Source organism: Sphaerisporangium album (assembly GCF_003323745.1).
In the GTDB taxonomy this organism is placed as follows: domain Bacteria; phylum Actinomycetota; class Actinomycetes; order Streptosporangiales; family Streptosporangiaceae; genus Sphaerisporangium; species Sphaerisporangium album.
This window is the reverse complement of sequence record NZ_QOIL01000027.1, coordinates 41,662-54,711: the sequence shown is the minus strand read 5'-3', so window position 1 is coordinate 54,711 and position 13,050 is coordinate 41,662. Positions and strand designations below refer to the sequence as shown.

General features: G+C 75.4%; 11 protein-coding genes and 1 riboswitch. Of the genes, 1 reads left to right on the top strand and 10 read right to left on the bottom strand.

Going from position 1 to position 13,050, the window contains the following annotated elements:
- Positions 1-150: 150 nt before the first annotated feature.
- Positions 151-1,362, bottom strand: a complete 1,212-nt coding sequence (locus DQ384_RS34840) for a cobalt-precorrin-5B (C(1))-methyltransferase (RefSeq protein WP_114033142.1) — start codon at positions 1,360-1,362, stop codon at positions 151-153.
- 35 nt (positions 1,363-1,397) lie between these two features.
- Between DQ384_RS34840 and DQ384_RS34835 the strand changes: the two genes are divergently transcribed.
- Positions 1,398-2,156, top strand: a complete 759-nt coding sequence (locus DQ384_RS34835; protein WP_220183294.1) for a cobalt-precorrin-6A reductase — start codon at positions 1,398-1,400, stop codon at positions 2,154-2,156.
- A 96-nt stretch (positions 2,157-2,252) separates the two neighbouring features.
- On the opposite strand, the gene cobJ is transcribed toward DQ384_RS34835, so the two are convergent.
- From cobJ to DQ384_RS34790, 9 genes are all read right to left on the bottom strand, one after another.
- The gene (gene cobJ / locus DQ384_RS34830) at positions 2,253-3,935 is read right to left on the bottom strand and encodes a precorrin-3B C(17)-methyltransferase (RefSeq protein WP_245966993.1); all 1,683 of its coding nucleotides are present in this window, start codon (positions 3,933-3,935) and stop codon (positions 2,253-2,255) included.
- 344 nt (positions 3,936-4,279) lie between these two features.
- The gene (locus tag DQ384_RS34825) at positions 4,280-4,927 is read right to left on the bottom strand and encodes a precorrin-8X methylmutase (RefSeq protein ID WP_114033141.1); all 648 of its coding nucleotides are present in this window, start codon (positions 4,925-4,927) and stop codon (positions 4,280-4,282) included.
- Positions 4,928-5,012: 85 nt separating this feature from the next.
- A complete protein-coding gene (gene cobM, locus DQ384_RS34820) occupies positions 5,013-5,777 on the bottom strand; it encodes a precorrin-4 C(11)-methyltransferase (RefSeq protein ID WP_114033140.1) in 765 nt (254 codons plus the stop codon).
- Between the two features lie 190 nt (positions 5,778-5,967).
- Positions 5,968-7,173, bottom strand: a complete 1,206-nt coding sequence (cbiE, locus tag DQ384_RS34815; protein WP_114033139.1) for a precorrin-6y C5,15-methyltransferase (decarboxylating) subunit CbiE — start codon at positions 7,171-7,173, stop codon at positions 5,968-5,970.
- The gene (locus tag DQ384_RS34810) at positions 7,170-9,023 is read right to left on the bottom strand and encodes a cobyrinic acid a,c-diamide synthase CobB (protein ID WP_181871581.1); all 1,854 of its coding nucleotides are present in this window, start codon (positions 9,021-9,023) and stop codon (positions 7,170-7,172) included. Before DQ384_RS34810 ends, cbiE begins: the two co-directional genes overlap by 4 nt.
- Positions 9,017-9,619: a cob(I)yrinic acid a,c-diamide adenosyltransferase gene (cobO, locus tag DQ384_RS34805; protein ID WP_114033138.1), complete on the bottom strand. Its 603-nt coding sequence runs from the start codon at positions 9,617-9,619 to the stop codon at positions 9,017-9,019. Before cobO ends, DQ384_RS34810 begins: the two co-directional genes overlap by 7 nt.
- Before the next feature lies 1 nt (position 9,620).
- Positions 9,621-11,756, bottom strand: a complete 2,136-nt coding sequence (locus DQ384_RS34800; RefSeq protein WP_114033137.1) for a magnesium chelatase subunit D family protein — start codon at positions 11,754-11,756, stop codon at positions 9,621-9,623.
- An 84-nt stretch (positions 11,757-11,840) separates the two neighbouring features.
- Complete coding sequence (locus DQ384_RS34795) at positions 11,841-12,617, bottom strand: CbtA family protein (RefSeq protein ID WP_114033136.1); 777 nt, start codon at positions 12,615-12,617, stop codon at positions 11,841-11,843.
- Between the two features lie 18 nt (positions 12,618-12,635).
- On the bottom strand, positions 12,636-12,848 hold the full coding sequence (locus tag DQ384_RS34790; protein WP_114033135.1) for a CbtB domain-containing protein: 213 nt from the start codon (positions 12,846-12,848) through the stop codon (positions 12,636-12,638).
- A 32-nt stretch (positions 12,849-12,880) separates the two neighbouring features.
- Positions 12,881-13,030: riboswitch (cobalamin riboswitch) on the bottom strand.
- Positions 13,031-13,050 lie beyond the last annotated feature (20 nt).

The window sequence follows — 13,050 nt, the reverse complement described above, 5'->3', positions numbered from 1 at the left end:
GCCGAGCCGTCCGCCGGGCGGCGCGTCGAGCCGTTCGCCGGACCGCACGACCGGCCGTCCGCCGGACCGCGTGACCGGCCGTCCGTCGGACCGCGTGACCGACCGTTCGTCGCGTCACCTGCTGGGACGTTCGCCGCGACGCACGTGTGTTCATCCCGCGCGGCCCACGATGGTTCCCGCGCGGTCGATGACGATGACGTCGACCGCGACGGGGGCGCCCCGCAGCACGTCGAGGGACTTCGCGCGGGCGGCGCCAGCGACCAGGTCGCCGAGCGGGAGGCCGGCTTCCTGGCAGATGGTCAGCGCCTGCAGGGCCGTGTTCGCGTGCAGGACGCGTCCGGCGAGGGCTTCGTCCCCGCCCGCGTCCCGCGCCATCGTGGCGAGCGCCTCGGTGCTGACCTGCGAGCGGCCCGAGTGCAGGTCGAGGTGCCCGTCGGCGAGCTTGGACAGCTTTCCGATGCCGCCGGCGACCGTCAGCCGGGGCACGGGGTGCCGGCGCAGGTACTTCAGGACGGCGCCGGCGAAGTCGCCCATGTCGAGCAGCGCGTCCTCCGGCAGGCCGTACAGCTCGGCCGCGACCCTCTCCGACGTGCTGCCCGTGCAGGCGGCGACGTGCCGGTGACCGGCGGCGCGGGCGACGTCGATGCCGCGCCGGATGCTGTCGATCCACGCCGAGCAGGAGTACGGCACGACGATGCCGGTCGTGCCGAGGATGGACAGGCCGCCCAGGATGCCGAGCCGTGGGTTCCAGGTACGCCGCGCGAGCTCCTCCCCGTTCTCGACCGAGATCTCTACGATCACGTCCGGGCCATGTCCGCCCACAATTGGGCCGCGTCCGTGCACGACAGGGCCGTCACCGTCCACCAGCGGGCCGCGTCCGTCCACGACCGAACCGTCTCCGTGCACGACCGGGCCAGGTCCGTACACGACCGGGCCAGGTCCGTCACCGGCGACCCGGGCGAGGTGGTCGCGCATCATCTGCCGGGGAACCGGGTTGATGGCCGGCTCCCCCACGTCCAGGGGCAACCCGGGCTTGGTCACCGTGCCCACGCCGGGCCCGGCGCGGAACGTCACCCCCGTCCCCGGCGCTCCGTGCCGTACGGTCGCGGTGATCAGCGCGCCGTGGGTGACGTCCGGGTCGTCGCCCGCGTCCTTGACCACTCCGGCCCGCGCCCACGCCTCGCCCGGCGGCCCTTCCACCAGCTCCTCGACGGCGAGCGCGAACGCCGGGCGCTGTCCCCTGGGCAGAAGGATCTCCACCGGGTCGGGGAAGGAGCCGGTGAGCAGCGCGGTGTAGGCGGCCGTGGTCGCCGCCGTGGCGCACGCGCCGGTCGTCCACCCGTACCGCAGCCCTGTGGTCATACGCCAAGGATGTACCACGCGAAGGGAATCGGCAGGTGAGGGGCGGGGTCCTGATACTCGGCGGCACCGGGGAGGCACGGCGGCTCGCGGCCGGGCTGGCGCGCGACCCGGGCGTCCGCGTGGTGTCGTCGCTGGCGGGACGGGTGACCGACCCCCGCCTTCCCGAGGGCGAGGTACGGGTCGGAGGGTTCGGCGGCCCGGACCGGATGGCGGCGTGGCTGCGCGAGCACGAGATCCACGCGGTGATCGACGCGACCCACCCCTTCGCCGAGCGCATCACCGCCTCCGCCGTCCGAGCCACGGCGACGGCCGGGGTCCCGCTGCTGGTGCTCCGGCGCCCCGGGTGGCGGCAGGACGCCGGGGACGACTGGCACTGGGTGTCGTCCCTGGACGAGGCCGCCGCCTCGCTCCCCGCCCTCGGCCGCAGGGTCTTCCTCACGACGGGCCGCCAGGGGCTCGCCGCGTTCGCCGGCGCGGACGACCTGTGGTTCCTGATCCGCACGGTCGACCCGCCGGAACCACCGCTGCCCGCCCGCCACCACCTCCTGCTCGCCCGGGGCCCGTACACGGTGGACGGCGAGCGGGCGCTCATGCGCGAGCACCGCGTCGACGTGCTGGTCACCAAGGACAGCGGCGGGACGATGACGAGGGCGAAGCTCACGGCCGCGCGCGCCCTCGCCCTGCCGGTGGTGGTCGTGCGCCGCCCACCCCTCCCTGAGGCCGCCGCCTTGGAGACCGTGGACACCGTGGAGGCGGCGCTGACCTGGCTGCGTGCCGTGCCGGGAACGCCCTGAACCACCGCAGAATGCGCCGGCCGCGGACCCGCCCCGCGGCAGGGACTAGCCGGCGAGCAGGCGGCTGTCAACGACCAGGCCGCGCGGCCGTGGGTCTCAGGCCGGGTAGCGGCGGGGGGTGTAGACGGTGGAATGACCGTTTCTCGTGGTGTGGCGGGTGGTGGAGGAGCCGATCAGGAGCAGGCAGCGCATGTCGATCTCCGCCGCGTCCAGCTTGTCCAGGGTCGTGACGCGGACGGACTCGGACGGGCCGCCGACGTCCCGTCCGATGACGACGGGCGTGTCCGGCGCGCGGTGCTCCAGGAGCAGGTCGCGCGCCGCCTCGACCTGCCATCTGCGTGCGCGCGACGCCGGGTTGTAGATCGCGAGCACCAGATCGGCCCGCGCGGCGGCCGAGACACGGGCGGCGATGACGTCCCACGACTTCAGCCGGTCGGACAGGGAGATCACGCAGTAGTCGTGGCCGAGCGGCGCGCCGGCCCGCGCCGCGACCGCCTGCGCCGCCGTCACCCCCGGCAGCACGCGCACCGGCACCTGCGCGAACCGCTCCTCGGACGCGACCTCCAGCAACGCGCTCGCCATCGCGAACACGCCCGGGTCGCCCGAGGACACGACGGCCACCCGAGCGCCCGCGAGGGCCAGCTCCAGCGCGTGCGCCGCCCGCTCGGCCTCGACCCGGTTGTCGGACGCGTGCCGCCGCTGCCGCGGATTCGGCGGCACCCTGTCCAGGTAGGGGCCATAACCGACAAGCTCGTCCGCACTCGCCAGCGCGTCCTGTGCCTCAGGCGTCAGCCAGTACCGTCCCCCCGGCCCCAGGCCGACCACGACGACCTCTCCCCGGCCCAGACCGGCCCCACCGGCCGCCGTCAGCGGACCCGTCTCATGACCGGGCCGGACCTCCCCTCCCCCCGCGTCGACGCCGTCCCCCGCACCGGGCACGGGGACGGCCGCCTGCGCGCCCGCTCGACCGGGATCCGTGTTCTGGCTCGGAGTGTGCGCGGAGACGGGCGCCACCCCCGAGACGGGCGCCGCCCCGGAGACGATGGCAACGTCCTCTCCCTGGCCCGCGTCGGCGCCTTGACGCGTACCGGGTGCGCCGACGCGTCGCGGCGTTCCGGCGCGGCTGGGGACGACGGCGACCGAGAAGTAGGGGACCTCGCTCGGGTCCACGTCGGCGAAGCGGGCGATCCGCTGCCGGTCGGTGGTGGCCCGCTCGACGTACCAGGCCTCGTCCAGGCGGCCCGCGCTCTCCAGCGCGTCGCGTACGGCGGGGAACGTGCGGCCCAGCTTGAGCACCGCCGCCGAGTCGGCCACCGCCAGCCGCGCCGCCAGCGTCTCCGGCGCCAGCGTGCCCGGCAGGACGGTGAGGGTCTCCTCGCGCTCCACCAGCGGGCGGCCGAGCACCGCCGACGCCGCGCTCACCGACGTGACCCCGGGCACGACCTCCGCCGGGTAGCGGTGCGCCAGCCGCTTGTGGATGTGCATGTACGAGCCGTAGAACAGCGGATCGCCCTCGCACAGGACGACCACGTCCCGCCCGGCGTCCAGGTGCGCGGCCAGGCGGCGGGCGCAGGACTCGTAGAACTCGTCGATCGCGCCCTGGTACCCGCCCGGATGGTCGGTGGTCTCGGTCGTGACGGGGTAGATGAGCGGCTCCTCGATCTGCCCCTCGCGCAGGTAGGACGCCGCGACCGTCCGGGCGATGCTGCGCCCGTGCCGCGCGCTGTGGTAGGCGATCACGTCCGCCTCACCGATCAGCCGCGCCGCCTTCACGGTCACCAGCTCAGGATCCCCCGGCCCAAGCCCGACCCCCCGCAGCCACCCACTCCCAGGACCCTCGCGCTCACGCCTCACCTCAGCGTGCCCGACGGAAAGCGGCGCGCCGGAACCCACTTCCCCACCACCAAAGCCCACCGCTCCACGCACGCCGTCCTCACCGCCCCCGCCGGAGGCCGACAGATCTGCCCCGGCCTCGCCGGCCACACCATCGCGCCGACAGGAGGCCGGCTCACCAGGTTCTTCGGTACCTAGGCGGTCTTGTTCGAGGGGTGTGGGGGTGACGGAGGGCCTCATCGAAACTCCTTGAAGGCTGGAGACCCCGGGCTTTAGCCGTGGGGAGGAAGTCAATCTTTCTCGCTCGCGATGGCGTTGACGGCCGCCGCCGCCAGCGCGCTTCCGCCCCGGCGGCCGTGCACCACCAGGTACGGCAGGCCGTCGCCGTTGCCGGCCAGGGCCTGCTTGGACTCGGCCGCGCCGATGAAGCCCACGGGCACGCCGAGCACGGCGGCGGGCCGTCCCGCGCCTTCCCTCACCAGCTCCAGCAGGCGGAACAGCGCCGTGGGGGCGTTGCCGACGGCGACGACGGAGCCGTCCAGGCGGTCGCGCCACAGCTCCAGCGCGGCGGCGCTGCGGGTGGTGCCGAGCCGGCGCGCCAGGTCCGGCACCCGGGGGTCGCCCAACGTGCACAGCACCTCGTTGGCGGCGGGCAGGCGGGCCCGGGTCACGCCGGAGGCGACCATCGTGGCGTCGCACAGGATGGGCGCGCCGGCCAGCAGCGCGGCCCGCGCGACGGCGACCACCCCCGGGGACCAGGCGAGATCCGCGACGAGGTCGACCATGCCGCAGGCGTGGATCATCCGTACGGCCACCCGGGCGAGATCGTCCGGCAGGCCGGCGAGGTCGGCCTCGGCGCGGATGGTCGCGAACGAACGCCGGTAGATCTCCGCGCCGTCCCGGACGTACTCGCCCACGGCCCGCCCCTCGCCGCTCATGCGGCCTCCCTTCGCCTGCTGCCTCGCCCGGCCGACTCGGCACGACGCCGCCGGTACGCCCCGGACTCGCGGAGGCGCGTCTTCGTCACGACGGCTCCTCGGATGGCAGGTCGCGGGCGCGGGCGGCGGAGTACAGGTGGCTGTCGGTGAACTCCGACGCCGTGAGCACGCCGCCAACGATGATCACCGCCGTGCGCCGCACCCCCGCGTCCTTCACCTGGGCGGCGATGCCGGCCAGCGTGCCGCGCAGGATCACCTCGTCGTCGCGGCTCGCGCGGGCGACGACGGCCACCGGGCAGTCCGCGCCGTAGTCCGGCGTCAGCTCCTCCACCACGGCGTCGATGCGCTGGACCGCGAGGTGCAGGACCATCGTCGAGCGGCTCCGCCCGAGCGTGCGCAGGTCCTCGCCGGGCGGCATCGGGGTGGCGCGGGCCGAGACGCGGGTGAGCACGACCGTCTGGCCCACCCCGGGCACGGTCAGCTCACGGCCCAGCGAGGCGGCCGCCGCCGCGAACGCGGGCACGCCCGGCGTCACGTCGTACGGCACCCCGGCGGCGTCCAGCCTGCGCATCTGCTCGGCCATCGCGCTGTAGATCGAGGGGTCGCCGGAGTGCAGGCGCGCCACGTCGAGGCCCTGCGCATGGGCGGCGAGCATCTCGGCGACGATCTCGTCCAGGTTCAGCGCGGCGGTGTCCACCAGCCTCGCCCCCTCGGGCGCGTGGCCGAGCAGTTCCTTCGGCACGAGCGACCCCGCGTACAGGCACACCGGCGAGGCGGCGATCAGGTCGCGCCCGCGCACGGTGATGAGATCGGCCGCTCCGGGCCCCGCCCCGATGAAGTGCACCGTCACGCTGACTTCTCCTTGTTCTCACACGTTTTCCACTGCCCCGGCGGGGATCTGCGAGCCCGCCGTCCACAACCAGCTCCCGCCTGCGGCCGACGGCCCTTCACCTGTCCGCGCACGGGCCTGGCCCAAGGTCCGGCGCCGCGTCGGCGAGCAGGGACTGCGGCTTCGGCGCCCCTGTGCGGCGAGGAGGCGGTCATGGGCGTACCGCCGTCCAGATGGTGACCGGCATCGCGGGGTGCCAGGCGGTGAAGCCGCCGACGGGGCCGGCGCGGTGGACCGACAGGCGCAGCAGGTCGCCGCCGTGCCGGGCGTGCCAGGCGGCGAGGACGGCCTCGGACTCGACGGTCACCGCGTTGACCACCAGCCGCCCGCCGCCGCCCAGCACGTCCCAGCACGTCTCGAGGACGCCCGGCACGGTGGCGCCGCCGCCGACGAACACCGCGTCGGGCGCCTCCAGCCCCGCGAGGGCCTCGGGGGCCGCGCCGGTCACGACCCGCAGGGTGGGCACGCCGAGCGCGTCCGCGTTCCGTGCGATCCGCGTGGCGCGGTCGGCGCGGGCCTCCACGGCGACGGCGCGGCACGCGGGATGGACCCGCATCCACTCGATGGCGACGCTGCCCGCGCCCGCGCCCACGTCCCAGAGCACCTGGCCCGGCAGCGGGGCGAGACAGGAGAGCGTCACCGCGCGCACCTCGCGCTTGGTGAGCTGCCCGTCGTGCTCGAAGGCCTCGTCGGGCAGGCCCGGAACGCCCGGGAGCGCAGTCACGCCCGGGTCGGCGCGGCACTCGAGGGCCACGACGTTGAGCGGGTCCACGACGGCGTCCCACTTCGCGGCGGTCCCGGTGACCAGGCGCTCGGCCGGGCCGCCGAGCCGTTCGAGTACGGTCATCGCGCTCGCGCCGTAACCCCGGGAGGCGAGGAGCCGGGCGACCCGCGCCGGGGAGTCCGCGCCCGCGCTGAGGACCAGCACGCGGGCCGCCGGGTGCAGCACCCGGTTCACCAGCTCGACCGGACGCCCGACCAGGCTCACCACCCGCGTGTCCTCGACGGGCCAGCCCATGCGGGCGCAGGCCAGCGACACCGACGACGGGTGCGGCAGCACGCGCACACGCTCGGGGCCGAGCATCCGCGCCAGCGTGGTCCCGACCCCGTGCAGCATGGGATCGCCGCTGGCCAGCACGCACACGGCCCGGTCCTCGCGCTCGGCCAGCAGGCCGCGGACGGCAGGGAGCATCGGGGAGGGCCAGACGACCCGCTCGGCCCCGGTCTCCGGTAGCAGCGCGAGCTGCCGGGCGCTCCCCATGAGCACCTCGCACGCCTGGATCTCCCGCCGCGCCGGATCCGGCAACCCGTCCCAGCCGTCCGCGCCGATGCCGACCACGACCACCGGGCCGCTCATGCCGGACCACTCTCCGCGGAAGGACCGTCGCCCACTGCGGGGGTATTCTCCCCCGCCGGGCCGGTGACCCCTTCAGGGCCGTTCCGGCCAGCCGAGCCCCTGCCCACCGCCAGGCCGTTCTCCGCTCCCAAGCCGCCGCCCACTCCCGAACCGCCGCCCACTCCCAAGCCGCTGCCCGCTCCCGAACCGCCGCCCGCTCCCGAGCCACCGCCCGCCGCCAGGCCGTTCTCCGCTCCCGAGCCGGTTCCCGAGCCGGTACCCGCTGCCGAGCCCGTGCCCGCCGCCGGGACGTACCGCGCGGCGCTCTTCACCAGCCGCGTCGCCAGGTAGGGGCTGCCCGCCCAGTGCAGGTGCAGGTAGGACGCGGCCAGGCGCGGCCCGCCGAACCCGTCCGCGCCGCCGCGCCAGCGGTAGAGCGGCACGTCGCCGGACGGCGGGGTGACGCGCGTGCGGTGGAACTCGTGCCCGTGGTAGCGCTCGCCCTCGCGGGTCAGCACCGAGTCGCGTACGGAGACGGCGTCGCGGTAGCCGAGCGTCAGCCTGCCTGTCATGGCGGCGGTCGCGTCGATGACGCCGCACATGGGGCGCCCGTCCAGCTCACGGCAGAGGTAGAGCAGGCCCGCGCACTCGGCGGCGATAGGCCCGCCGAACGCGGCCACCGCGCGGCGCAGCGGCTCGTTGGCCGACAGCTCGCCCGCGTACACCTCGGGGAAGCCTCCGGGCAGGACTAGCGCGCCGGTTCCCTCGGGAAGGCGCTCGTCGGTCAGCGGGTCGAAGACGGCGACGGTCGCGCCCGCGGCGGCGATCAGCTCCGCCTGCTCGGCGTACCCGAACGTGAACGCCTTCCCCCCGGCCACCGCGACCACGACCTCGCGCACCGACCCGCCACCGGCCACAACCTCGCATACTGGCTCACCACCAGCCACGACCTCGCGCACCGGCCCGCCACCGGCCAGGACCTCGCGCCGCGGCTCGCCGCCACGGCCCACGCGGGCGTCGCGTCGCCCGTCGCGCACGGCCGTCTCGGGGTCCCAGGCGGGGCCGGGCAGTCCGGGCGCGCTTTCGGCGAGACGGACTAGCCCTTCCAGGTCGCAGGTGCCCGCGACCAGCTCGCCGACCTCGGCGACCGCGCGCACGGCCTCGGCGCTGCGCTCGGCCGGGGGCACGAGGCCCAGATGGCGCGACGGCGTCGCGGCGATGTCGGTGCGCGGGATGGCGCCGAACACCGTGATGCCCGTCTCGGCCAGCGCGTCCAGGCAGATCTCCGCGTGACGCGGCGAGCCGACGTTGTTGAGAATCACCCCGCCGATCCGGACGCCGGTGTCGTACGCCATGAAGCCGTGGACCAGCGCGGCGACGGACCGCGCCTGCCCGGCGACGTCCACCACCAGGACGACCGGCGCGTTCAGCAGCTTGGCGACGTGCGCGGTGGAGGCGAAGTCGCCGCCGGGGAGACGGCCCGCGCCGCCGAAGCCACGACCGCCCGCGATGCCCGGGCCGCCGCCGTCCGCGGTGCCGGTGGACGCGCCGGCGGCGCCCGTGGGGAAGGACGCGCCGTCGAACAGGCCCATCACGCCCTCGACGACGGCGATGCCCGCCCCCGCCGCGCCGTGCAGGAACAGGGGGACGACGAGCTCCTCGCCAACCAGCCAGGGGTCGAGATTGCGTCCGGGACGGCCGGAGGCGAGCGCGTGGTAGCCGGGGTCGATGTAGTCGGGGCCGACCTTGTGCGGCGAGACCGCCATGCCCTTGGCGGTGAGCGCCGCCATCAGCCCGGTGGCCACCGTCGTCTTGCCCGCCCCCGACGACGGCGCGGCGATCACCAGGCGCGGGCCGGCCGGGGTCACCATTCGATGCCCTTCTGGCCCTTCTGGCCGGTGTCCATCGGGTGCCGGACCTTGGCCATCTCGGTGACCAGGTCGGCGGTCTCCAGCAGCCGCGGGTGGGCGTCCCTGCCGGTGATGACGACGTGCTGCGTGCCGGGCCGTCCCGCCAGGGCGGCGACCACGTCATCGACGTCGATCCACCCCCATTTGATGGGGTAAGTGAACTCATCCAGCACGTACAGCCGGTACGTCTCCGCCGCCAGGTCCCGCTTGATCTGCTCCCAGCCCTCGCGCGCGTCGGCGGCGTGGTCGTCCTCGGTGCCCGCCTTCTTGATCCAGGACCAGCCCTCGCCCATCTTGTGCCAGGCCACGGTGCCGCCCGCCCCGGACTCGCCGAGGACGGTGAGCGCCCGCTCCTCCCCCACGCGCCACTTGGCGGACTTGACGAACTGGAACACGCCGATCGGCCAGCCCTGGTTCCAGGCGCGCAGCGCCAGCCCGAACGCCGCCGTGGATTTGCCCTTGCCCGGCCCGGTGTGGACGAACACGAGCGGCCGGTTGCGCCGCTGCCGCGTGGTCAGGCCGTCCTCCGGCACCTCGGCCGGTTTCCCCTGAGGCATGTCAGGCCGCCTTCCTGTGTTCGCGGACGAGATCGCGCAGCCCGCCCGCCGCCAGCCGTTCGAGCCGGACGGCCTCGCCGCCCAGCAGCACGGCGAGCCCCGTGGCCAGGCCGAGCCGTACCGGGCCGCTCTCGCAGTCCACCACCACCGCGGCGACACCCCTGAGCAGCGACGCGGCCCGCCGCACGTCGGCGGCCGTCCCGGAGGTGGCCCGCCCGTCGGTGACGACGACCAGCAGCGGCCTGCGCGCCGGGTCGCGGAGCCTCTCGACGCGCACGACCTCGGCGGCCCGGCGCAGCCCCGCGGCGAGCGGGGTACGGCCGCCCGTGGGCAGTTCGCGCAGGCGGGCGGCTCCGGCCTCGACCGACGAGGTCGGCGGCAGCACCAGCTCGGCGCCGGAACCGCGGAACGTCACCAGCCCCACCTTGTCGCGGCGCTGGTAGGCGTCCAGCAGCAGGCTCAGCACGGCGCCCTTGACCGCGCCCATGCGCCGGCGTGCGGCCATCGAGCCGCTGGCGTCGACGACGAACAGCACGAGGTTGCCCTCGCGTCCCTCGCGCACGGCCTCGCGCAGGTCGCCGCGCCGCACGACCAGCCCCGGGCCGGTCCGGCCGCGCTCGCGCTGGTACGGCGCGGCGGCGCGCAGGGTGGCCGTGAGGTGCGGCGACAGGAGGCGTCCGCCGGGGACGCGCGAGCCGGAGACGCGGCCGTACGACGTCCTGGCCCGCGAGCGGCGCCCGGGGGCGCCCGTGCCGAGGCCGGGGACGGTCAGCGCGCGCACGCGGTAGGTACCGCCGGGCTGGGCCACCGGTCGCGTCCGGGTACCGGCCGATTCGCCCGCCGGGGCGTCGTGGGCCTGAGCGCCGTGGCCGTTCGCGGACGGCGGCTCGGGAGCCCCGCCGCTCCCGCCGGGGCCGGGCGGCGGGCCCGGGTCGGGGTCGTCGTCCGGCCCGGGTACGGGGTCCTGCCCGGACGCGGGGCCAGGGTCCGTGCCAGAACCGCCTTCCGAGAACGGCCCGTCCAGACCGGGCTCGTCCGCACGCGGCTCGTCCGGACGCCCCGGCTCCTCCGGACCCGCCTCCCCGGCTACCGGATCATCCAGCTCGGCGTCATCGAGCAGGGCGTCGAGCTCGGACTCGTCCAGGCCGGGCGCGTCGAACGGGTCGCGCCGGCGGCGGTGCGGCAGGGCGAGGCGGGCGGCCTGGCGGATGTCCTCGGCGGTGACCCGCGTCCCGCCGCGCCAGGCGGCGTGGGCGACGGCGGCGTGGGCGGTGATGAGGTCGGCGCGCATGCCGTCCACGTCGAACGCCGCGCAGATCGTGGAGATCCGCGTGAGCGCGGCGTCGGAGAGGGTGACCTCGCACAGCCGGTCGCGGGCGGCGGCGATCCGGGCGGCGAGGTCGTCCTCCGCGTCCGCCCACCGGGCCGCGAACGCCTCGGCGTCGTCCTCGAACGCCAGCCTGCGGCGCACGACCTGCGCCCGCTCCTCCGGGTCGCGGGACGCGGTGACCTCGACGGTCAGGCCGAAGCGGTCGAGCAACTGGGGCCGCAGCTCGCCCTCCTCGGGGTTCATGGTGCCGACCAGCATGAACCGGGCGGCGTGCCGGACGGACACGGCGTCGCGCTCGACGTAGCACGTGCCGAGCGCGGCGGCGTCGAGCAGCAGGTCCACGAGGTGGTCGTGCAGCAGGTTCACCTCGTCCACGTACAGGACGCCCCGGTGCGCGGCGGCGAGCAGGCCCGGCTCGAACGCCTTGACCCCCTCGGTGAGCGCGCGCTCCAGGTCGAGCGAGCCGACCAGGCGGTCCTCGGACGCGCCGACGGGCAGCTCGGCCAGCCGCGCGGGACGTACGGCGGCCGGGGGGCCGTCGCCGTGCGGGCCGTCGGGGCACGCGGGGTCGGGGGCGGCCGGGTCGCAGGAGAAGCGGCACCCGGCCACGACCGCGACCGGCGGCAGCAGGGCCGCCAGCGCGCGGACGATCGTGGACTTGGCGGTCCCCTTCTCGCCGCGGATCAGCACGCCGCCGGTGCGCGGCGAGATCGCGTTGAGGACGAGCGCCAGCTTGAGGGTGTCGAGCCCCACCACCGCGGTGAAGGGGTAGTGGTGGCGTACGGCCGCCGGGGGCCGGTCCAGCATGTCGAGGATGTCCTTCCCAGCGGCGCGTCGCCGCAGGTGGCCGGGGCGGGTGGCGGGTGGCCCCGCCCCTGCCGGGAGTGAGGGTCAGGCGGCGGGTAGGAGCGCGCGGCGCGGCGTGAGGACGCGCTCGGCGAGGACGCCGAAGACGAGCCCGATGCCGCTCCACATGATCGCCTGCATGCCGAGCGAGGCGATCCGGAAGCGCCACAGTAAGGACGCGGGGAAGTCCGGCGCGACCTCGTCCACCGTGGGCATGAGCACGTACACGACGGCCACGGCCACGACGTAGGCGAGGGCGGCGAACAGCGTGGCGTTCCAGGTGCCGTGGCGGGGGGCCAGTTGCCGGGCGAGGTAGACGGCGGCGACCGCGAGGAGCACCGAGATCACCAGGATGGCCAGGTAGAGGACCGTCCGGCGGGAGATCGTGGCGGGGTCGCCCACGGCCGGGGGGTTGGCGGGATATTTCATGAAAGGTACGAGTTCGACGGTGACGAACGCGCCCAGCGCCAGCAGCGCCGCCGTGGCCCGGGCCCCGAACGAGCCCAGCCGTCCGTAGGCGAACGCGAACACGAGCGCGAAGACGCCGCCCACCGCGACGCCGAACACGCCGAGCCCCGTGGCGAGGCCCACCGTGGACTGCACGTCACGGCTGACGGAACCTTCGTCCGCGTGCTCGTGCCCTGACTCCGGCGCCGCCGCGCCCGGCACGGCGGGGGCGTGCGCCGCGTGGCCGCCCCCGCGTTCTTCGACGGCGATCGCCGCCGACACCTGGGGCTCACCGAAGACCCAGGCGAACACCAGGGCGAGGGCAGCGGCGGCCAGGCCCGCGAGCATGCCGCGGACCAGGAGGTTTCTCACCATTCCGGCTCTGACCCCGCCTCAGTGGCAGGGGAAGCCGAGAAGGTGACGCGCGTCGTGCACGAACTCGTGCACGGTGTCGCCGGAGATCAGGGAGGTCGCCCCCTGCTCCGCACCGACGAAGTAGATGAGGGCGAGGGCGAGGACACCGGCGAAGATCGTCCACGGCAGCAGTTCCCTGACGGGAATGCGGACGGGAACAGGCCGGGACTGGGGAACGGCGGCGTTGGCCATGGATGTGCCTCCTCGGGATCACGCGTCCCATAGGGAATGGCGCGACGACGGAGGGTCTGACTCCCGGTCCCCGAAGGGGCCGGTCACAGTGGCGCGGCCGTACCAGAGTTTCGCTGGCTTCCCCACACCGTCAGCAATGTCGCTTGGACGCTACGGTGTGAACCGTTGGCGCGTCAACTGGCGTCAGGGGAGACAATCGCGT